This is a genomic window from Psychrobacter sp. van23A (genome assembly GCF_030845275.1).
GTDB classification, from domain to species: Bacteria; Pseudomonadota; Gammaproteobacteria; order Pseudomonadales; family Moraxellaceae; genus Psychrobacter; species Psychrobacter faecalis.
Genome location: NZ_CP132595.1, coordinates 65,904 through 84,598 on the forward strand (window position 1 = coordinate 65,904; position 18,695 = coordinate 84,598).

Sequence of the window (18,695 nt, forward strand, 5' to 3'; positions counted from 1 at the left end):
AGGGAGAGCCTAAGCTCTCCCTTTTTTATGCCATTATTCCATCCGGTATTTACCATCTCCATAAGACAGTATTTTCATAGTAGTTGTGCAAAGTTCACAGTTTATTTGACCAGCAGCGGCTTTCGATAAATCCAAAATACGACCTTTAATATAAGGTCCTCTATCAGTAATTTTTACGATTACGCTCTGCTTTGTCTTTTTGTTGGTCACTTGTACCTTCGTACCAAACGGCAGCGTTTTATGCGCGGCGGTGAGGGAGTTCATATTGAAGATACTGCCACTTGCGGTACGTTTGCCGTGGAACTTACTACCATAATAACTGGTGTTGCCGGCAAAAACAGTCGTACTTAACAGTAGCGATAAAGTGATGACTAAAGACTTGATTAAATAAGACATTTAATACCTATTTCTTGTTGATGAGATAGACAGATACTCTTGCCTATGTTACCCATACTCCCTGCGAGTACAAATAATAAAGGCATTTTACAAGAAAGAGCTTGTTATACCCTTACAGGTATGTAAAAGAACTACTAAGGTCAAAAGGGCGCTGTTACGCCTGCAAATCTATGATTCTCCACTGCTTAATCCTATTAACCACTCTTTAATTTTGTTAACAATATCTCCATTATTACTTATAAATATAGCCTTTATACTTAAGGTAACTATCTATTTGTCTAACAGTTTGGGTTGGTGTTGTTGGCCGTTTATTATTGTTATGATGATACGTAGATGACAATAACAATGATAACGACCAGACGTTATATGCGTTATATCGCTCTCATACAAACCGGTCCATCGTTTCGTTTACATTGGCATAGCAGTCTTATTCACAGGCTTTTATATTGAGGAAAATTAACATGGCAGAAAAAAATTACTATGACATTTTGGGCGTCAAAAAAGATGCCAGCGATGCTGAGATTAAAAAGAAATATCGTAAGCTGGTACGCCAATATCACCCTGACGTCAGTGATGATCCAGACGCTGATAATAAAATCGCGGAGATCAACAATGCTTATGAAACCCTTAGGGATAAAGATAAGCGTGCAGAATATGATGCCATGCTAGACAATCCTTTTGCTGGTGCAGGCGGCGCTGGTGGCTTTGGCGGTTTTGGTGGCCAATCGGCTGGTGGTCAAGGCGGTTTTCGCTGGGAAGACATCAATGATCAGTTTGGTGAAGGTCAAGCTTATGGTGGTGGCGGTTTTCGCTTCGATGATATCTTTTCAGCCTTTGGTCGCGGTGCGCGTGGACAAACTGGTGGCCGCTCACAAAGCAGCGGCTTTGAGCAGTTTGGCGGCGGTTTTGGCGCGCAAGACAGTCAAGGTCAAGACCAACATGCGGAGATTACCGTGGATTTGGCCTCGGTCTATAGCGGTGATGACTATAGCATCAAGTTAAATGTGCCCGTTCGTCAGGCGAATGGTAGGGTCGATTATGAAAATAAAACCCTTAAAATCAAAATTCCTAAAGGTATCACCGATGGCAAGCAAATCCGCTTAGCAGGACAAGGGGCTGCTGGTATCGGCGGTGGTAAAAACGGCGATTTATTTTTAAAGGTTAAAATCAGTCACGCTGGTAATATCCGTATTGAAGGCGCCGATGTTTATCAAACCGTTAATATTGCGCCTTGGGAAGCGGCGCTCGGTGAAAAAATTACCGTTAATACCCCAGCTGGCTCGCTTGGGGTGACGATTCCTAAAAACAGCAAATCAGGTAGCAATTTACGCCTAAAAGGTAAAGGTATTCCTGCGAAGCAAGCGGGCAATCTATATTTAACCTTAAATATCGTCAATCCTGATGTCAGCAGCGAGGCGGCTATAAAAGCGTATGAACAGCTTAAAGAAGCGTTTGCTGATACCAGTATCAGCCGTTAACGACGGGTATTAACAGCTATTATTAACGATTGGTGCTATCAGTTTTTAACTGTGATGAATCATGAATAATCGCCTTGTAATAGAGATAAAGACCATACGATAAAATAAAGCGCAAACGAGGATAATCATTATGAAACACTCGCCTGAATTTACCGACATTATCTTGAGCCTAGATGAGCTCGTATCTGCCTGTGGGCAAGAGCGCCAATGGGTCATCGAATTGCTTGAAGAAAATATTATCGAATATGATGTACCAGAGCGTCAGCAATTTACCGGTTATCAGCTGACAACCGTACGCCGTGCCTCGCGCCTCAGCCGTGACTTTGAAGCCAGCGTGCCGGCGATTGGTTTGATACTGGAGTTACTAGATGAGGTTGAGCAGCTGCGCCAATTTAAGCGCCAGCTTGATATGCAGATGCCGGTGATTGAAGTAGACGTTGAGCATTTAAAATAGCCAGTGTCTTGTCATTACCCATAAAAAAGGGTCTCTAAATGAGACCCTTTATACTATTAAAAATACCGCTTTAAAAATGACGGTTTTTCATTAAAACCAACGTCAATAATTAAAAATTAACGCGCATATTTTGGATCAGCGGCAGCGGTAAATAAGACGTCCGTTGACGAGTTTAAGGCAGTTTCAGCGGAATCTTGTACCACCCCGATGATAAAGCCAATTGCCACCACTTGCATGGCGATATCGTTTGGAATACTAAATAAGCTTGCTGCCAATGGAATTAAAAGTAGCGAACCACCAGCCACACCAGAAGCGCCGCAAGCACTAATCGTTGCGACCAAACTTAGTAGTAGCGCTGAGGCAAAGCTTACTTCGATACCAAGTGTATGCGCTGCTGCTAGGGTTAAGACGTTAATGGTAATCGCCGCACCGGCCATATTGATGGTCGCACCTAGCGGAATGGTGACTGAATAAGTGTCTTCGTGTAGACCTAATTTACGTGCAAGGTTCATATTAACCGGAATGTTAGCGGCTGATGAACGGGTAAAAAACGCGGTAATCCCTGATTCACGCAGGCAAGTAAACACCAGTGGGAAAGGGTTTTTACCCGTCTTAACTAAGACGATAATAGGGTTGACCACTAGCGCAATAAACAACATACAACCGACCAGTACCATCAAGATGCGCGCATAACCTGCTAGGGCGGCAAAGCCTGTCTCAGCGACGGTATTGGCAACCAAGCCTAAAATACCAAATGGCGCTAGCGCAATGACCCATTTGACCACTTGCGAGATGGCATCAGAAAAATCACTGACCACCGCCCGCGCGGTATCGCTGGCTTGACGTAGGGCAAAACCAATGATGATTGCCCACGCTAAAATACCAATATAATTGGCATCAGCGATGGCCTGCACAGGGTTGGCAACCAAATTCATCAGCAGGTTGGTGAGTACTTCTTGCAGGTTAGCAGGGGGTACTTGCTCAATGTTGGCATTGACCAATATTAGCTCGGTTGGGAATAAGAAGCTTGCGCCAACGGCGGTCAGTGCTGCCAAAAAAGTGCCGAACATATACATAATCAACACCGGTTTGACATACACCTCATTGCCACTGCGATGTTGGCTAATCGCTGCCATGACCAAAATAAAGACCAATATCGGCGCGACTGCTTTTAGGGCGCCGACAAATAGCGTCCCTAATAGGCCCAGCGCAACACCGATATTTGGTGCCAGCCAGCCAATCAAAACGCCTAATATTAAACCGATAATAATAAGCGGCACCAGCCCTATACGCTGGTACATCGCAATCAATGAACGCATCTATACACCCTCGACTTTGTCAATAAATATAAAATTTATAATAGAACGGAAAAGTAATCGAAGGATGGTAGCATTTTTTTAAGATAAACGCCTACCTTTAACCCATGCCTACCTAGGCACATAAGGTCAAGTAAAAGTGCACAATGTGAAAAAATAGAAGTGTTTTTTAAGACAAAAAATAGATAAGGTTTGTCGATTAAACCTTAAAATGGGTCAGCTCGTAGCCCAATTGTTGATAGGCTTTGTATTTATGCCGACCTTCTTGCGTACTCTCAGGGTCAGGTTTTATCAGCTCAAGCACCCGAGTAGGCTGGGCATTATTGGTCGCTGCCATAAAACGATTGACAGGATGGATGGTGGTATTTAGGACAATACCTTTAAAATCCGCTGGCATATAACTGCTAAGTAAAACAGGGGCTAATGCCTCATTATTATCTTGCACAGGTTTACTAGCATCTTTAGGCTCAGAAATAGTAGCGTGCAAAAGTCGCTGATGCGGTATAAAGCTTGCGCCATCATATGACCATAGCGCTTCATCAAGCGTCGATAGCAATTCATCATCTTTATCAATGAGAATCAAGAGCGGTTGGCTGCTTTTGTTCAGCGCGGTTTGGGTCAATTGACAAATAAAGCCCAAGATATCTTGGGCTTTACTCTCACTTAAAATATAAAAACTGATGTTCATAAATTCATTTTCATAAATTGGTATTTTACCAATAGATTATTAATAACAGATTAGGCATTGTTTGCGCTGTTTTTGAGGTATTGCATAAATAGCGGAACAGGGCGACCAGTTGCTGCTTTGTCTTGACCAGAATTCCATGCCGTACCAGCGATATCCAAATGCGCCCATGCTTGACCTTCTTCAACGAAGCGAGATAAGAAACAAGCGGCTGTGATAGCCCCGCCACCTTTACCACCGATGTTTTGCATATCAGCGATAGGCGAGTCAAGCTGTGTTTGATACTCATCATCTAACGGCATATGCCAGATTAAATCGCCCGATAAATGACTGGCGTTTTCTAGTTCAAATAACACGTCTTCGTCATTACTAAATACCGCTGAGCGCACGTGACCTAAGGCAACCACACAAGCGCCGGTCAACGTTGCCACATCAATAATGGCTTTTGGATTATAGCGCTGTACATAGCATAACGTATCGGCCAACACCAAACGACCTTCGGCATCGGTATTTAAGATTTCAACCGACTTGCCATTCATGGCTTTGACGATATCGCCTGGGCGCGTGGCATCACCTGATGGCATGTTTTCCGCACAAGCAAGCGCACCAACGACATTAATTGGTAGACGCGCTTCACATAAAGCTTTAATCGTACCGAGTACTGAGGCTGAACCGCCCATATCAAATTTCATCTCATCCATCGCCGCACCGGGTTTGATTGAGATACCGCCTGAATCAAAGGTCACGCCTTTACCGACTAAGACGATAGGCGCATCATCATTGACAGTTTTTGCATCGCTGTTTTTGTCAGATTTTTTACTAGCAGCTTTGGTCGGTAATTTATCTGCCAAGGCTTTTAGACCGCCCGTTACTTTTGCACCGCTATTAGCGATTTTGCTAGCGCTGGCTTTAGCGCTAAAGTTAGATTTACCGCGGTACTCTAACAATACCAATTTACCTTCTTTGGCTGAACCTTGGGCAACCGCTAAGAAGCAGTTCATACCCAGCGCTGACATCTTATCTTCACCCAAGACGGTGACTTTTAATAAGTCAGGATAAGCTTTGGCAAGCGCTTCGGCTTGTTCGGCCATGTAAGCTGGGAAGCAGATATTGCCCGGCTCATTGGCGACATCACGGGTCAAGCTTTGACCAGCGAATACCGCTTGAGCAAAGTCTAATGCCGCTTGCAAAGACTGGTCGGCAAGTAAATAGATGTCGGTTAAAACAGGCGTGTTTTGCTCAGATTTATATTTGTCAAAACGGTAGCTTGCTGCGAGTAAATTCAAAGCAAACTGGCTGAAATGATTTTCTTCTAGCGCATCACCTAAAGCAACGGTGATAGAGTCAACACGTTTTTGCGTGCTTTGATAAATGGTATTAGCGATTTTCTGCAAGCCGCTATGACTAAGCTTATCAATATTACCCACACCGACGAGTAACAGCTGTACTGGATTTTCTTTAGCCGTTTTTTTATCACCAGCCAAGGCATAATCAGCGACAGTTTCGCAGGCTTTACCATTAAAATGTGATACTTCCATCAATTGCTTAATACGGCTTTGATAATCGCTTAATGTGGCTTCAGCTAAGATATTTTTCTTATCATCGATGAGTACCACAAGACAGGCGGCATCTTTACTTTTGGCTTCTTTTTTAAGTATTTTTTGTGTATGGGTTTTTGGCAGGGTTTGCGTTAATTTAATATTCATATAATTATCCTTATTAGAGTTATGAAATGCGTATTTTATTAATGTATTCGTGCTTTTTAAAATAATACTTTTTAAATACCGTTGCTTATGCAGCTAGCACAATAGTGTAGCATATTGCGAGGCGAGTGCGCAGCGAGCGCGGCGTCGCTATCAACATAGCAATTCTGTATTTTTTTGAATCGACTACCTATTTATTTGTGCTATTTAAAGTATTTGTACTAATTAAATTTGGCAGAAACAGTAGTTTAGCAACAAAACCCAAAAAAGCGCGGCAAATGATACCAAGGACAAACAAACTTTGCTAAATAGTATAAAGCAAACATACGGCGTAAATAGTTAATAGATTCACCTTTAGATTAAGGTATTCTTATAAATTATATACGCTGTAGGCTTTGTTAGTTTTAGCTATTATGAACCAAACAATCAAGGCTTATAGCAAGATGCATACAATGTTTTCCAACACATTTTACAGCCATTTTTGAGCAAAATATGCTAGGATTAGCGGTTATCTTTATCGCTACTATTTATAACGTAGCGCCAGTCAAACTGCGCTAAATTGTGCGCATACCAACCTTTCTTAAAGAGTGCCTATTGTGATATTACGCCGCTATATGACTCAACAAGTTGCCTCAACGACCGCTTTGGTGTTGGGGTTTTTAGTGGTGATGATGCTCGGCGGCCGTTTAATCCGTTATTTTGGTATTGCCGCAGAAGGCAATTTAGACATCAGCTTATTATTTACCATCATTGGTTATAATTTGCCCTACTTTTTAGAGCTTATCCTACCGTTGGCGTTTTTTATCGCACTCATGCTAGTATTTGGGCGCTTGTATGTTGACCAAGAAATGGCGGTGATTAATGCCAGCGGCGTGTCGCGCGGTAAGCTTGGACGTTTGATGACACCATTGATATTGGCATTATTTGTTGGAGAGGCGGCCTTATCTATTGTTGGAAAACCGTGGGGCGTACGCTCATCGGAAAGTGTTTGGCAGCAACAGGCATTGACCAGCGCTTTTGATTTGATTCGCCCCAATCAGTTTATCAGTAGTGGCAATTATCATTTGTACGTCGGCAGCTTGAGTGATGATAAAAAGCAATTGCAAGATGTGATATTGATACAATCTGAGCCTAAGCCTAAAGGCAATGCAGCAAAAAACGCGGCCGCTGATGTAAATAATAATATCGACCCAGAAACTGCTGAGCAGCTCAATATTCCAGAGCTACCAAAAGCCCTTATAGGCAAGAATAGTATCAGTAAAGATACCATTACCCTTGCCAAACGCGCTCAGCAAGTAGATACCGGCAGTAGCGGCGTCACCCAATTGGACTTATTCCAAGGTCGCCGCTATGAAGTCGGCGCGGGCAGTTTAAAATACAATCAAGTGGGCTTTGATCGCTACCGTATCACCTTGACCGAATCCTCTAAAGAAGTCATCACCGAAGCCAATATCGAAACCCAAGCGATTGGTCCATTATGGCAAGCCGCAACAGGCAGTACAGCAGTGAATAGCGAAAAAGCATTACGAGCGGCACAAGGGGAGCTTGGCTATCGTCTTGCTTTGCCTTGGCTGATGATTATTGCACCGATGCTGGCCGTGCCACTGGCGCAAGTACGTCCGCGTCAAGGTCGCTGGCTGCGCTTGTTCCCATCGATTTTATTATTTGTCAGCTGTGCGCTGGGTATTATTTCCCTCAAAAATGCGGTGAGTAAAGGCAGTGTTAGCGTTTGGGCGTATGCATGGTTGGTATTAGGCTTTATGGCATTGGCGCTCTATATGAATTGGGGCAGCCGCGTCCAACATCGTTTGCGCTTTCGCAAACCAGATGAGCTGTTAACCGTTAGCGAGCATCAAGGCAATATTGACCAAAAAAGCAATGGCTCACAAGGAGGACAATCCTAATGAGCGCTTTATTCTCTAAATCATCATCGTCTAATTCATCAAAGCCAAATTCGCCAAAAGCCAAACTGAAATTTGCGCCTAAACCAACCAATCTAAAAGTGCTGAGCCGTTACGTTAAACTAAACGCTTTGCTTGCCATCATCGGCGCGGTTATAGGCTTGTGGGCATTGCAGCTGGTATTTTCTTATTTGTCTGAGCTAGATTCGTTAGATGATAACTATACGATGGGCGAGGCGATTAAATATATCTTTTATCGCTCGCCTTACTTTTTAGAGCAATTTATCCCAACGGGCGCGTTACTTGGCGCCGTGGTCGGTTTGGGTTTATTGGCCAATAAAAGCGAGCTGGTCGTCATGCGCGCTGCTGGCGTCAGTGTTTATCGTATCGTCGGCTGGGTGTTGCAGCCTGCCTTGATTTTTGTGCTATTGGCATTGGTGATTAATCAGTTTGTCCTACCGCATTCGAATCAGTTGGCGCAAGAGATTAACGATGAAGATAACAGCTCGCTTGTCACCTCGGTACGCGGTTATTGGACGGTACAGCCACGCTTTGAGAGTGCAAAAGACGGCAGTGCCAAGCCAGATGGCAGCGATATTTTATATATCGATTATGCCGATGTGCAAGGCAATATCGGCGAAGTTAAACGTTGGCATTTGGATAATAATGGCAATCTGCAATCTGCTATTCATGCTGAGGGCGGCAAATATATCGGCCGCGAACCGATAGATACCGATAGCAGCAAGCCGAGCGAGCAATACCGTTACGAGTGGCAGCTGAATAATATGACCAAGCTGATGATTGGTCAGGGCTTTGAGAGTAGCCAAGCTATCGCACCGTCAGATACCTTGAGTTTGCCTTTTGCCCCTGAGTCGGTGTATTTACTCACTCGTAAGGCCGAAGATTTATCATTGACCCAGTTATATGAGCATCGCCAATTTATGCGCCAGCAAGGCACGCGCTCGTTAAGTCATGAGCTGGCCTTTTGGCAAAAGCTGCTGTCACCATTATCGATTTTATCGCTGGTAATTGTCGCTTGCTCATTCGTTTTTGGCTCACTACGTACGCATAGCTTGGGCTTACGCATCGTGGTGGCATTGCTATTTGGCTTGCTGTTTAGTTATGTGCAAGACTTGGTTGGCTTTGTTTCGCTCGCGACTGGATTCTCGCCATTATTAATGGTGTTATTACCGATTATCGCCAGTGCGATATTGGGTGGTTATTTGTTGAAGCGGCAAATGTAACCTTAAAAATGTAATTGTAAAAATATAACTTTAAAAATATAGTTCTAAAAATTTAGCCATAAAAAATCCCGCTAAGACATCATCTTGTTAGCGGGATTTTTGTTTGCTCAGTTTTTAAGTTGCTTAAGCTTAGTCTTTGGTCGCCATGGTAATGGTATAAGTTTTACCTTGTTTAACCTTTTCGCTATTACCAAACACTTCGGTAAATGAGCGCTTCATAAATTGACGCAAGCCATTAATCGTCACCACATAAAAACGCCCACCTTGACGCATGCGCGCATAGGCATCAAGGAAGTATAAATAATGCTGCTCTTTACCTACTTTGGCTGGCAAGTTCGACATCACAAGGCTAAAGTCTTTGTCTTTTGCCACATGATTAAAGCCGTTAGACAAATGCACATCAACATTTTTCAGACCGTTTTTCTCGCAATTACGGCGCGCATATTCTACCGCCATAAAATCTTTATCAATCAAGGTATGCAGTCCATTCGGACATTCACGCGCCGCCGTCATACCAAGCACGCCATAGCCACAGCCCAAATCTATCGAATCATCATCCGCTTGAAAATCCACATAATCAAGCAGCATCAAACTGCCATCATCGAGCTTTTGCGGCGAGAATATACCCCATGTGGTCGCAAAATCAAACGGCTTGCCCAGCACATCTTGGCGAAAGTTGATATCTTCACGCCAGTGTTCGGCGCTTTTTAACAGGTCAGCAGGGGGTCTATGGCTCATGGGATTCTCGGATTATTTAATAAATAGAAGGTTAATATACTATGGCAGGTATTGTAACGAGAAAAGGGCAGGTTTGCAGCTAGGGATTCATTTAAAATTTATCTTAGTTAAAGATAAGATTGATTATTATTGCTAGACTTAAATCCGCTTTAGCTAACTATAGAGTATTTTATGACAGACATTGTATTTACATCTAAAATTGATTTCTGGATTGGATTTACGCTCTTGGGAGGTAGCTTTATGATGATTGGCATTCCATTTTGGCAATGGAAGAAAAGTGAAAACGGCTCGTTAGCTAAAGCTATTTTTTTGGCATTTATTTTCTTACCTTTTATAGTATTAATGCTTATGCCGTTTTTTGGTACGAAATATACGTTATCAGACGGTCATCTTCTTATAAATAATGGTTTTTCTACGCAGCGTATTGAGCTTACAGACATTACTTATATTGCTCCAACCCGAAATATGGTTTCTGCACCAGCTCTGTCGTTAGATAGACTTGAGGTAGACTATAAAAATAAAAAGGTATTAATATCGCCAAAAGACAAACGATTATTTTACCAAGAAATAAAAGCGCGTAACCCTAGTATAGTGATAGCAAAATAAGGTAAGCATTTTGGTTTATCTAGGCGGATGATAATGGGTGTCCAACTTATTTTATCTTGTTCTTGACGGATCACTATCCTCAAAAGTCTAAAGACAATAGACCTCTTGCAAAAGTAGCAAAGGGAATTAAAATAAGAAGACGCTCATAACTTTTTAGGAACCATGCCAAACATAGATAAGCTACTCAAACAAAGTGACGCTGGTTTTAAACGCTACACTGGCATTCATAAAGCCACCTTTTATGACATGCTTGAGGCCATGCAAGAGCATGAAGCATCTAAAACCAAATCAGGCAGACCAAGCTTGCTCAGTCTTAAGGAGCAGATACTACTAGCCCTGACTTATTGGCGTGAATACCGCACGCTTTATCATATCAGTATGGACTTTGGTATTCATGAGTCTTCTGCTAGTCGTATCATCCGTAAAGTAGAAGACATCCTGATTGACTCTGGCAAGTTTGAATTGCCCAAAAAGCTCCCTAGTCGCGTCGATGATGACATCAATTGGAGCGTCGTCATTGTTGATGCGACCGAAACCCCAATTGAGCGTCCAAAAAAAACCAAAGCGACTACTATAGCGGTAAGAAAAAACAACACACCTTGAAAGCGCAGGTTATCGTTCATTGGCAAACAGGGTTGATACTTGATGTGCAAACCTGCGAAGGGTCAATCCACGATTTTAAGCTCTATAAAGATACTTGTCCTGATTGGCTTCCTGACAATGCTAAATTACTAGCAGATAGTGGTTATCAAGGGTTAGCAAAGCTACATAAGCAAACCTTCACCCCTTTTAAAAAGCCACGTGGTGGTCAGTTACTGGAGATATGCAAACAGGCCAATCACTATCTGGCAAAGTTCCGTATTGTGGTTGAGCACAAAATAGGCTTAATCAAGTTGTTCAAAATCGTGGCTCATAAATATCGTAACCGTCGTCAGCGCTATGATCTTAGAATGAAGCTGTTTGCTGGTATCATTAATTTCGAGCTAAACCTATGACTTTTGCAAGAGGTCTAATCGATAACCAAAAATACTTAATTCTATTTTTTCAAACGCTTTTTTAATAAATGATCAAATATAAACGGACCAAATGGTAAAAACGAGCCAAGCACACCTGCAGGCATTGCCCATAGCGGCATTTTTATTTTACTCGTTGCAATCAACAGCATCAAAATATAGGCGATAAATAATCCCCCATGCGCCATACCGACATATTTCACTGCTTCAGGAATACCTAACATGTATTTTAGTGGCATGGCGATACCAAGCAATAATAAAAAAGACGTGCCTTCTAAGTAACCCATGATGGTCAGGTTTTTGAGGGCAGAGTTTTGCCCTTTTGTTAGGGTAGGCAAAGTAGATGGCTGAGCTTGCGACACGTTTTATTCCTTTTACAATCATCAATAAATCTTTAATTTCAATTCTAACCGCGCGGATGATGCTCGGCATGCAACTTCTGCAATCTCGCCGTCGCCACATGAGTATAAATCTGTGTGGTTGATAAATCACTGTGCCCCAGTAATAACTGCACGCTACGCAGGTCTGCGCCATGATTGAGTAAATGGGTGGCGAAAGCATGGCGTAGGGTATGCGGTGATAGCTCTTTATCTATGCTGGCAACTTTGGCGTATTTCTTTAATAGATACCAAAAGTTCTGCCGTGTCATATAGCCGCCTTGCGCGGTCAAAAACACCGCTTGGCAATTACCAGATTTCAAATGCGCAATCAAATCGCCACGAGCGTGCGTTAGATAATCTTCTAGCGCATCTGCTGCATATTCGCCGAGTGGCACTAAGCGGGTTTTATTGCCTTTACCGGTAATTTGTAGCCAACCAGCGTTTAGATTGACTTGCTCAAGCGACAGATTAATCAGCTCGCTGACGCGCAGACCACAAGCATAGAGCACCTCTAACATGGCTTTATCACGTAGACCGAGCGCCGTGCTGCTATCAGGTGCAGCGAGGAGGTTATCGACATCGGCCTCGCTCAAATCCTTTGGCAGTGGACGACCTAATTTGGGGCTTTTGATACGCTCACACGGATTGTCCTCACGCAAATTACTAGCAATCATCCAAAGGTAGAACTGGCGCAAGCTTGACAGCGTACGTGCTTGCGTGCGCGGCGTTTTGCCCTCGATGGTAAGGGTTGATAAACAGTGCAGCACGTCTTCAGGCTGCCATTTCGTCAGCGCGATAGGATTGGTCAGCTCGCAAGAACGTAAATCGCGCACATAAGCATTACGCGTCCGCGTTGCTAAACCGCGGGCGAGCATTGCTTGCCGAAACTCGGTGATGTAAGCTGGCTCGTCATCGACGGCTAGCGCTTTAGGTTGGCGCTGTTGGACGGCGCGGTCGCGGCTCATAATTTGATACTCAATGATTAATTATCAATTATTAAAGATTAGGCAGGTTCTAAGCACCATAATGAAGTAATCTCGCTACTCCTCGCTGCAAATAGTGGATCAGACTCATCTTGGCTGCGACTATGCTTAGGTTTGGTATTGAGGCGGTATTTTACTTTCAAACCACTATCAGCAAACCAGCCTAATAATTCCTCACGAGTGCGTAATTGTAAATGCTCAGCCAAATCCGACAGAATCAACCAGACTTCTCCTTGCTTAGCTAAATGAGATTTCGCGCCCTGCAAAACCCCACGCAGCATTTTGCTATTGGCATCATAAACGGCATACTCTAACGGCGAGCTTGGCTTAGCGGGTAGCCAAGGCGGATTACAGACAATTAAATTAGCGAGTGGCGCATCCGTTGAATATAAATCCACCTGTTGCAACTGTACATTAGCTAATTCTAATCGCGTAAAATTTTCGCTGGCGCAGGTTAAAGCTCGCGGATTTAAGTCGGTGGCAATTACTTGTTTGACACCGCGCTGCGCTAAGATAATAGCCAGCAAGCCAGTGCCCGTACCGATATCATAAGCGACATCACAAGTATCTGGCAGTGGCGCCTCGAGTAATAGCTGCACATATTCATGGCGGGTTGGGGCAAAGACACCATAATGCGGGAATATCGATAAATCTAAACCATCAATCGGAACGCCTTTTTCGCGCCACTGCGCTGCACCAAGCGCTCCTTGTAGGTCACGAAAAGACAGCACATACGACTCATTCAGTTCATTATCCAACTGACCAAAAGCAGCTATGCAAGCCGCACTCATATCAGGGGCGCGGCGTAATTGGCTGACATAATTGGCATCAAGCTCGAGTAGCAGACGGCTTAATATGCGCGCACGCTGGGCTTGCAATTGGCGCTGCTGATGAAATAAGTTAGGAATACTTTTGGATAACTCTGAAGATTTATCTACATTTTTATTGGATTTTGCAGATTGATTTGCTGCTTTTTTTATTTTACGTAGCTCAGAGCGCTCATTGGTACGCTCGATGCGTCGATTGAGCGCTTGTAGCAGTTGCCGTGCATTATGAAAGTCACCACGCCACAGTAGTGAAGTGCCTCCGCAAGCCAAGCGATAAGCCTCATCGGCGGTCGTTTTATCATCGACCAACACAATACGCGCAGGCGGCGCATGATTGCTTTCCGACAACCAAAGTGCTTGATGTAACGTCTCGCTGCCGTCTTTGTTTTCGAGCCACTGCACATACTGCTTTTGGGGCGCTAACATGCTATCTACCTTTAATTTGTGAATGATATGTTTCGTACAAAGCAAAGATATCTGGATGCTATTAGTGCGTTGATGCTATGAGTGCTTTAAGCTCAATCAAATGCATTTAAGCATTCTTTTTCTTCACCAAATAGCGATAAAGCGTGGCGTTAATAGGTGCATCATCATCGTCCGTAATTGTGATTTCATCAGGATCAATATTTAACGGCACATTTTCAGCAAGCGTTTCTTGCTTTACAAGCTCATGCCCCAAATGACGGCAAAAATTAGGAATATCGCGAGTGGTCGCAGGATCTGTAGCGAGTATTTCAATCACTGCGCCAGCTTCGGCATTACGTATGGTTCGATGTAGCATCATCACCGGCTCAGGGCAAATCAGCCCTTGGGTATCTAAATGATGTTGAATGGTACTATCAGATGTTGAAGTTGTCATAGTCGTTTTTTAAATCAATAAAATATGGTGAATGTTTTCAGTTCTTTATTAGTGATGGCATTTTTATCAGGAAGTTTTATGTTTCTTTAACATTTTCAGACGTTTCTTCAGCGTCTAAAAAGTTAAAAAAGCGCTTAAAGCTCACCTTAAATAAAAACGCCACCCCAAGCCAACATGCCAATCCTAACCAAGCAGTATCGGCAAATAGTAGCCCGCCAAGTAATATAACCGTCGATACACCAATACTCATGGCAATCATTGATGGCTGATTTAAGCGATAACGATAAATCACCAATGCATCATAAATAGTAATAGGAATCGTCAGCGCCACCAAAGCGTAGGGCAGGTTATAGAACAATTGATAAAGCAGCTGATTGTTATGAAAGGCTTTGATACTAGCAATGGTGCCAAAGACCATAAAGGCGAGAATAGCGGCATAAATAAGATAAATCGCTATCTGGTTTGCTCGCTGCGCGCCTTTGATACGCGCAATCGCTAGCGGTGCAAAGCCACGTTGCGACTTGTTTTGCAAAGATGGATCTGAGACAGTGGTCATATTAATCAGTCATTTATTCGTTTAGATGATATAGCGAAGAGGCGCGGTATATTAGCCATGGATTTAGCGTACTATTCAACCGCTTTCTACTAATTCGCTTTAATGGCGTCGATGGCGAGACTGCTACTCGGATCAGCAAAATACGTCGACATCAGGATGCAGGCGGAGATATCATCAATCGGGTCACGCTCGTTTTGAATCCAGCCATTCTCCCAAGCTATCTCACGCGCCGCAACTGAGGTCAGACGTTCATCACAGAGAGAGACAATGACGGGTAAACGCTGCTCCATAATTCTATGCGCTAAGCGACGAGCAAATTTGTGCGCCCGCTTGGACAACATTGAGCTGCTACCATCCATATTGAGTGGCAATCCGACCACCACTTTTGCCACGCCCCAAACTTTGATAATACCAAGCAGGTTGTCCCAATCCGGCTGACCATTATTCATCGCCAAAATATCAAAGGCGCGCGCCGTCTCGGTAATAGAATTGCCTAGCGCCATCCCCATCTTTTTGACGCCATAATCGAGCGCCAAAATTAGATGCGGCTTAATCGTTGGCTCTGTAGCGCTATCAGTAGTTATAGCGTCTGTGCTATCAGTAGTTATAGCGCCCGCGCTATCTGCAAGAATACTATTGACCATAATTTGGGGTACTTCCTGTTTCTGTCTTCATGAAGCAAATGCTGCTCAGTATATAGCACTTAATATATAACGCTAGGCATGACCAATATCGCTGCTCAAATAGTCAAAATTAACGCCAATCTTATCGGCAGCGATTTGCCAACGCTCTGCAAATGGCGTATCAAACAGTAAATTCAGATCCGCAGGACAAACCAGCCAGTCGCCACTCGCAAGTTCTTGGTCGAGCTGTTTTTTACCCCAGCTGGCATGACCTAAGCACAGCTGATAATGCCCGACACCTTGACCAGCAGCGATGCGTTTTAGAATATCTTGACTGGTAGTAATACAGACGTTTTCTGAGATGGCAAAAGACGACGCCCATTCTGGTTGACCGGTATGCAGGACAAAACCGACTTCTGGATACATAGGCCCACCTTCTAGCGCCATATCTTCCATTACTTGCGGATCGGTGACCTCAATGTCTAAGTCTTCTAGCAGTTTGCCGACGCGCGCTTGCTCTATCGGACGATTGACCATCAGACCAAGCGCCCCATGTTTATCATGGCGACAGATATAAATCAGCGCCTGCTCAAACCGTGGGTCTGACAGCTCGGGCGCCGCGATTAAGAAGTGATGGGTCAAATTGGCTTTAGACATATAAACAAACGCAACCTAATATTAAAGGTGAAATTATTAAGAGGATAGACCACTATATGGCGTTTAGGCGTAAAAAATCAACTAAAGCAAATATTTAGCGATTGTTTGCTAAAAGACTGTACTCTCGACTGGTCATTATTTGCGAGTTATTTTCTACTAACCATGTACCTGCCAGCTATTTAGTAGCCATCACTCGATAATCATTATTTAACATCACTTAATAAGCTACGTGCATGGTCACGGGTGACATCAGTGATGGTCACACCGCCAGACATACGGGCCAGCTCATCGACTTGCGCGCTATCGGTCAAAATTAATAACTCGCTCTCAGTTTGCTCATCATGATGTTTTTGTACCAAGATATGCTGATGCGCTTGCGCCGCAACCTGTGCTTGGTGAGTAATGGCCAATAACTGCTGCGTCTGCCCAAGCGCACGTAACAGCTCACCAACCACTTGCGCCGTACCGCCACTGATACCGACGTCCACTTCATCAAAGACGAGCATCGGCTTGGCAGCATTATTATTAGCATTGGTCGCTTGCAGAACTTGCATGACCAGTGCCATCCGCGACAGCTCACCACCTGAGGCAATTTTATGTAGCGGCTGCATCGGCATACCGACGTTGGCGCTAAACAACAAATCGATATCATAGCAGCCTTGACCATTATACTGGCTAGGATCGGTCTTTTTGGTAAAGACAAACTCGCAGCGCGCATTTGGCAGGGCAAGCGGTTGTAATTGCGCAATCAGCTGTTTACTGACTTTTGGCGCCGCTTTTGAGCGCTGTTTATTAAGCTCAGTGGCAAGTGACAAATACTCTTGCCATGCTTGCTCGATTTGCGCTGCCATTGCATCACTACTTGGCTCGTTTTCTAACTGTTCTAATTGCGCTTGCCACTGCTTTGCTTCATCAATCAAATCGCTTGCGGGCAGGCCATGCTTACGCGACAAGCGGTGCCCAAGACTGATTAAGCTATCGAGTGTTTGCAAGCGCTCAGGGTCGGGTAATTGCTGTTCCGCATAATCCGATAGCAAGCCTGTGACCTCAGTGATTTGCTGCTGCGCCAAATGCAACTGTTCGGACGCCTGCTCAAAGGTTTGACTGACGCTCATTTGATTGTCGCAAAGCTTAATTGCTTGCCCGAGCAAGGTCATGACATCCGGCTCATCGGTGTCATTATCGAGCAGGTGTAAACCGTGACTGGCTTCCGTCATCAACGCTTCGATATTAGACAGCTCTTCGTGCTCCGCTTCTACTTCTGCATAATCAACCGCGAGTAGCGGCGCAATATCAGCAAGCTGGCTTTGCAACAATTGAATGCGATCTTGACGCTGAGCTTCGCGGCTGGCGATATCATCAGCGCGGCGTTTGAGCTGCTGATAAGCTTGATAGCTGCTGGTCGTTTGTACAGCAAGTGGCGTGATTTGTGCCATCTCGTCAAGCCATTGCACCACAAATTGTGGCTTTAGTAAGGCTTGCTGGGCATGTTGACTATGAATGTTTACCAATAAAGCGCCTAAGCTTTTAAGTTCCGCTAAGCTGACCGGCGTGCCATTTAACCAGGCTTTAGAGCGTCCTGTATTACTAAGCTGACGGCGAATCAAGACTTCAGGTTCTTCTAAAGGGCGCTCGTTCTTGGCAAACCATTCTGCCACGACGTCATTATTTTCTACATCAAACTGCGCATAGATATCAGCATACGCCGCGCCGTGCCTGACCATGGCACTATCAGCGCGCTCACCTACGCACAAAGACAGCGCATCTAGTAATAATGACTTGCCAGCACCTGTCTCACCGGTGATGACATTGAAGCCTTCAGCCATGCTCAGCTCATGCTGAGCAATCAATGCAAACTGCTGTAAAGTTAATGATACGAGCATCAACGCCTCTCATGGCAGACAATAAATATCAGCAATTAGGCTGATTTTTAGGTCTACAAAATAGGATAAATAAATAAAAACAGCTTTGGTAAATGGTGTTAATAAGATAACGATAATTGGCAAATATTATGGTGGCAAAAGGTAGGAAATACAAATTTTAAAGGTAATCAAAGCTAGGTATTCATTTAACAATAAGCGCAACTTTCCTAGTCGCTGTAACAAACTTTATAGATATAATGTGGTAGCATAATCTCACATAATGATAAACTCTTACCACCAGATTTTCATACAATCTGCTATCTATGATGTTTCTAGTAAAAGACGAGAGGTGAGTTCATGCTAGACAAAGTAAGCGTTTCATCATTACTTTTCATAGTGTATTCTCTATGCGAG

The 18,695-nt window shown here is 43.9% G+C and carries 20 protein-coding genes; 7 read left to right on the top strand and 13 right to left on the bottom strand.

The genetic code is table 11. The annotated features are described in order from the left end of the window. Positions 1 to 33: 33 nt before the first annotated feature. Positions 34 to 396, bottom strand: a complete 363-nt coding sequence (locus RAH45_RS00260; protein WP_102076714.1) for a septal ring lytic transglycosylase RlpA family protein — start codon at positions 394 to 396, stop codon at positions 34 to 36. Positions 397 to 857: 461 nt separating this feature from the next. Here RAH45_RS00260 and RAH45_RS00265 point away from each other — a divergent pair, with 461 nt between their 5' ends. Together RAH45_RS00265 and RAH45_RS00270 are read left to right on the top strand one after the other, a co-directional pair. After that, positions 858 to 1,874 (top strand): DnaJ C-terminal domain-containing protein, encoded by a 1,017-nt coding sequence (locus tag RAH45_RS00265; RefSeq protein ID WP_068407330.1) that lies wholly within the window; start codon positions 858 to 860, stop codon positions 1,872 to 1,874. Positions 1,875 to 2,004: 130 nt separating this feature from the next. Beyond that, positions 2,005 to 2,328, top strand: a complete 324-nt coding sequence (locus tag RAH45_RS00270; protein ID WP_068407333.1) for a chaperone modulator CbpM — start codon at positions 2,005 to 2,007, stop codon at positions 2,326 to 2,328. A gap of 116 nt (positions 2,329 to 2,444) precedes the next feature. Here RAH45_RS00270 and sstT read toward each other — a convergent pair whose 3' ends face one another. From sstT to RAH45_RS00285, 3 genes are all read right to left on the bottom strand, one after another. After that, the gene (gene sstT, locus RAH45_RS00275; RefSeq protein ID WP_068407337.1) at positions 2,445 to 3,647 is read right to left on the bottom strand and encodes a serine/threonine transporter SstT; all 1,203 of its coding nucleotides are present in this window, start codon (positions 3,645 to 3,647) and stop codon (positions 2,445 to 2,447) included. 196 nt (positions 3,648 to 3,843) lie between these two features. After that, positions 3,844 to 4,332, bottom strand: a complete 489-nt coding sequence (locus RAH45_RS00280; protein ID WP_068407340.1) for a DNA polymerase III subunit chi — start codon at positions 4,330 to 4,332, stop codon at positions 3,844 to 3,846. A 50-nt stretch (positions 4,333 to 4,382) separates the two neighbouring features. Next, complete coding sequence (locus RAH45_RS00285; RefSeq protein ID WP_306495373.1) at positions 4,383 to 6,035, bottom strand: leucyl aminopeptidase; 1,653 nt, start codon at positions 6,033 to 6,035, stop codon at positions 4,383 to 4,385. A 611-nt stretch (positions 6,036 to 6,646) separates the two neighbouring features. Here RAH45_RS00285 and lptF point away from each other — a divergent pair. Together lptF and lptG are read left to right on the top strand one after the other, a co-directional pair. Further along, positions 6,647 to 7,936 (top strand): LPS export ABC transporter permease LptF, encoded by a 1,290-nt coding sequence (gene lptF / locus RAH45_RS00290; protein ID WP_068407346.1) that lies wholly within the window; start codon positions 6,647 to 6,649, stop codon positions 7,934 to 7,936. Further along, the gene (gene lptG / locus RAH45_RS00295) at positions 7,936 to 9,177 is read left to right on the top strand and encodes an LPS export ABC transporter permease LptG (RefSeq protein WP_068407349.1); all 1,242 of its coding nucleotides are present in this window, start codon (positions 7,936 to 7,938) and stop codon (positions 9,175 to 9,177) included. The genes lptF and lptG overlap by 1 nt, the downstream gene beginning before the upstream one ends. 129 nt (positions 9,178 to 9,306) lie before the next feature. Here the strand turns inward: lptG and RAH45_RS00300 are convergent, their stop codons facing one another. Then, positions 9,307 to 9,915: a class I SAM-dependent methyltransferase gene (locus tag RAH45_RS00300; RefSeq protein WP_068407352.1), complete on the bottom strand. Its 609-nt coding sequence runs from the start codon at positions 9,913 to 9,915 to the stop codon at positions 9,307 to 9,309. 171 nt (positions 9,916 to 10,086) lie between these two features. Between RAH45_RS00300 and RAH45_RS00305 the strand changes: the two genes are divergently transcribed. The 3 genes from RAH45_RS00305 to RAH45_RS00315 all read left to right on the top strand — a co-directional run bounded on the left by RAH45_RS00305 (position 10,087) and on the right by RAH45_RS00315 (position 11,516). Beyond that, positions 10,087 to 10,521 carry a PH domain-containing protein gene (locus RAH45_RS00305; protein WP_068407355.1) on the top strand — a complete coding sequence of 145 codons (435 nt, stop codon included), beginning with the start codon at positions 10,087 to 10,089 and terminating at the stop codon, positions 10,519 to 10,521. Between the two features lie 162 nt (positions 10,522 to 10,683). Continuing rightward, on the top strand, positions 10,684 to 11,124 hold the full coding sequence (locus RAH45_RS00310) for a transposase family protein (RefSeq protein WP_198328646.1): 441 nt from the start codon (positions 10,684 to 10,686) through the stop codon (positions 11,122 to 11,124). Then, complete coding sequence (locus RAH45_RS00315; RefSeq protein WP_306495374.1) at positions 11,121 to 11,516, top strand: transposase family protein; 396 nt, start codon at positions 11,121 to 11,123, stop codon at positions 11,514 to 11,516. Before RAH45_RS00310 ends, RAH45_RS00315 begins: the two co-directional genes overlap by 4 nt. Before the next feature lie 41 nt (positions 11,517 to 11,557). Here RAH45_RS00315 and RAH45_RS00320 read toward each other — a convergent pair whose 3' ends face one another. The 8 genes from RAH45_RS00320 to recN all read right to left on the bottom strand — a co-directional run bounded on the left by RAH45_RS00320 (position 11,558) and on the right by recN (position 18,302). Then, a complete protein-coding gene (locus RAH45_RS00320) occupies positions 11,558 to 11,896 on the bottom strand; it encodes a DUF3817 domain-containing protein (RefSeq protein WP_068407936.1) in 339 nt (112 codons plus the stop codon). A gap of 44 nt (positions 11,897 to 11,940) precedes the next feature. Then, complete coding sequence (gene xerD / locus RAH45_RS00325; RefSeq protein WP_068407934.1) at positions 11,941 to 12,879, bottom strand: site-specific tyrosine recombinase XerD; 939 nt, start codon at positions 12,877 to 12,879, stop codon at positions 11,941 to 11,943. A 38-nt stretch (positions 12,880 to 12,917) separates the two neighbouring features. Further along, positions 12,918 to 14,150 (bottom strand): methyltransferase, encoded by a 1,233-nt coding sequence (locus tag RAH45_RS00330; RefSeq protein WP_068407933.1) that lies wholly within the window; start codon positions 14,148 to 14,150, stop codon positions 12,918 to 12,920. A 106-nt stretch (positions 14,151 to 14,256) separates the two neighbouring features. Continuing rightward, positions 14,257 to 14,583, bottom strand: a complete 327-nt coding sequence (tusA, locus tag RAH45_RS00335) for a sulfurtransferase TusA (protein ID WP_068407927.1) — start codon at positions 14,581 to 14,583, stop codon at positions 14,257 to 14,259. Between the two features lie 76 nt (positions 14,584 to 14,659). Next, positions 14,660 to 15,139 carry a hypothetical protein gene (locus RAH45_RS00340; RefSeq protein ID WP_068407925.1) on the bottom strand — a complete coding sequence of 160 codons (480 nt, stop codon included), beginning with the start codon at positions 15,137 to 15,139 and terminating at the stop codon, positions 14,660 to 14,662. Positions 15,140 to 15,228: 89 nt separating this feature from the next. Then, entirely contained in the window at positions 15,229 to 15,783 is a 555-nt protein-coding gene (ruvX, locus tag RAH45_RS00345; RefSeq protein WP_068407922.1) for a Holliday junction resolvase RuvX, read from the bottom strand. 72 nt (positions 15,784 to 15,855) lie between these two features. Further along, positions 15,856 to 16,419, bottom strand: coding sequence for a YqgE/AlgH family protein (locus tag RAH45_RS00350; RefSeq protein WP_068407919.1), 564 nt, complete (start codon positions 16,417 to 16,419; stop codon positions 15,856 to 15,858). Positions 16,420 to 16,622: 203 nt separating this feature from the next. After that, positions 16,623 to 18,302: a DNA repair protein RecN gene (gene recN / locus RAH45_RS00355; RefSeq protein ID WP_068407916.1), complete on the bottom strand. Its 1,680-nt coding sequence runs from the start codon at positions 18,300 to 18,302 to the stop codon at positions 16,623 to 16,625. Positions 18,303 to 18,695 lie beyond the last annotated feature (393 nt).

Bases quoted from the DNA above. Each gene is read 5' to 3' on its own strand.
- RAH45_RS00260 (WP_102076714.1), bottom strand. From the start codon at position 396: ATGTCTTATTTAATCAAGTCTTTAGTCATCACTTTATCGCTACTGTTA.
- RAH45_RS00265 (WP_068407330.1), top strand. From the start codon at position 858: ATGGCAGAAAAAAATTACTATGACATTTTGGGCGTCAAAAAAGATGCC.
- RAH45_RS00270 (WP_068407333.1), top strand. From the start codon at position 2,005: ATGAAACACTCGCCTGAATTTACCGACATTATCTTGAGCCTAGATGAG.
- sstT (WP_068407337.1), bottom strand. From the start codon at position 3,647: ATGCGTTCATTGATTGCGATGTACCAGCGTATAGGGCTGGTGCCGCTT.
- RAH45_RS00280 (WP_068407340.1), bottom strand. From the start codon at position 4,332: ATGAACATCAGTTTTTATATTTTAAGTGAGAGTAAAGCCCAAGATATC.
- RAH45_RS00285 (WP_306495373.1), bottom strand. From the start codon at position 6,035: ATGAATATTAAATTAACGCAAACCCTGCCAAAAACCCATACACAAAAA.
- lptF (WP_068407346.1), top strand. From the start codon at position 6,647: ATGACTCAACAAGTTGCCTCAACGACCGCTTTGGTGTTGGGGTTTTTA.
- lptG (WP_068407349.1), top strand. From the start codon at position 7,936: ATGAGCGCTTTATTCTCTAAATCATCATCGTCTAATTCATCAAAGCCA.
- RAH45_RS00300 (WP_068407352.1), bottom strand. From the start codon at position 9,915: ATGAGCCATAGACCCCCTGCTGACCTGTTAAAAAGCGCCGAACACTGG.
- RAH45_RS00305 (WP_068407355.1), top strand. From the start codon at position 10,087: ATGACAGACATTGTATTTACATCTAAAATTGATTTCTGGATTGGATTT.
- RAH45_RS00310 (WP_198328646.1), top strand. From the start codon at position 10,684: ATGCCAAACATAGATAAGCTACTCAAACAAAGTGACGCTGGTTTTAAA.
- xerD (WP_068407934.1), bottom strand. From the start codon at position 12,879: ATGAGCCGCGACCGCGCCGTCCAACAGCGCCAACCTAAAGCGCTAGCC.
- RAH45_RS00330 (WP_068407933.1), bottom strand. From the start codon at position 14,150: ATGTTAGCGCCCCAAAAGCAGTATGTGCAGTGGCTCGAAAACAAAGAC.
- tusA (WP_068407927.1), bottom strand. From the start codon at position 14,583: ATGACAACTTCAACATCTGATAGTACCATTCAACATCATTTAGATACC.
- RAH45_RS00340 (WP_068407925.1), bottom strand. From the start codon at position 15,139: ATGACCACTGTCTCAGATCCATCTTTGCAAAACAAGTCGCAACGTGGC.
- ruvX (WP_068407922.1), bottom strand. From the start codon at position 15,783: ATGGTCAATAGTATTCTTGCAGATAGCGCGGGCGCTATAACTACTGAT.
- RAH45_RS00350 (WP_068407919.1), bottom strand. From the start codon at position 16,419: ATGTCTAAAGCCAATTTGACCCATCACTTCTTAATCGCGGCGCCCGAG.
- recN (WP_068407916.1), bottom strand. From the start codon at position 18,302: ATGCTCGTATCATTAACTTTACAGCAGTTTGCATTGATTGCTCAGCAT.